Consider the following 1,072-nt stretch of genomic DNA (forward strand, 5'->3'; position numbering starts at 1 on the left):
CACCAGCCGTACCGCTTCCAGCTTGAATTCCAGCGTGTACTGCGCCCGCTTTGTCTTGCTTGTCATCACATCTCTCCTTGCTTCAGTTTAACCTCAGCAAGGGATTCGTTTTGCGGGGGCAAGCTCACCGTGCGTCGCATTGACTTGTCAGTTTTGCGGCGTCTGCAATGCGAGGGACTCAGTACGAGGAGTTAACCGGAAACTGTCGGGGGGATTACATTGAGATCCGGCGCGATCCTTAGGCCTCACTTGACGGTAGGATCTCGCTTGGCCTAGCCGACGACGCCATCGTTGGACACTAATGCGTCGCAGGGTGGCGGGAACGAAGCGTTTGGCGTGGACGTGGTGGCGAATGCGAATTACACTCATTTCCGAATGAATATCCGGGGTGCCTCCATGTTTTGCCGAGTTCTGAGCCGTTGGCCGATTGCACTGCTGCTGACGATCAGCGCGTTGTTCACGAACTTTGTCCACGCCGCGGAGGCCTTCGACGCCAAAGCCCGGCAGATTTGGCAACTCCTGGACTACGTCGCGGTTGACTACGGCGGTGCGGTGGACGATGGCAAGGTGCTCAATGGATCCGAATATGCGGAGATGCAGGAGTTTGCGGCCACAGCGGAGCGCCAACTGGGAGAGTTGCCTCAGGGTCCCGCCACTCAATCGCTACGCGAGCAGGCAGCGTCATTGCGCGAGGCAGTCGCGAACAAGGCCACAGCGGTTGCCGTGGCGCAAATCGCCCACGAACTCGCGGCCGCTGTACAGCGCGCGTACCCTTTTCCAGTGGCGCCTGCCAAAGTACCCGATCTAAGTCGGGGCGCTCAGCTGTTCCAGGCGCAGTGCGCAAGTTGCCATGGCGCGCAGGGGCGTGGTGATGGGCCGCTGGCTGCGACGCTCGATCCGAAGCCAACCGATCTGACCGATCATCTGCGCGCGCAGGAGCGAAGCTGTTGATGTGCACGCAAAACTGACCCACTGCCGTACGTAGTTTTCATCGAAATTTGACCCACGTGTTCCAATGCCTGCTCGATGCCGAGCAGGAGAACCGGAGTGATTACGGTGAACATGTTGGCCA

The 1,072-nt window shown here is 59.2% G+C and carries 1 protein-coding gene; it reads left to right on the forward strand.

Translation table 11 applies throughout. The annotated features are described in order from the left end of the window. Window positions 1-291 precede the first annotated feature (291 nt). The gene (locus F7R19_RS29545; protein ID WP_223506127.1) at window positions 292-951 is read left to right on the forward strand and encodes a c-type cytochrome; all 660 of its coding nucleotides are present in this window, start codon (window positions 292-294) and stop codon (window positions 949-951) included. Window positions 952-1,072: the final 121 nt, after the last annotated feature.

Source organism: Cupriavidus pauculus (assembly GCF_008801835.1).
Lineage (GTDB): Bacteria > Pseudomonadota > Gammaproteobacteria > Burkholderiales > Burkholderiaceae > Cupriavidus > Cupriavidus pauculus.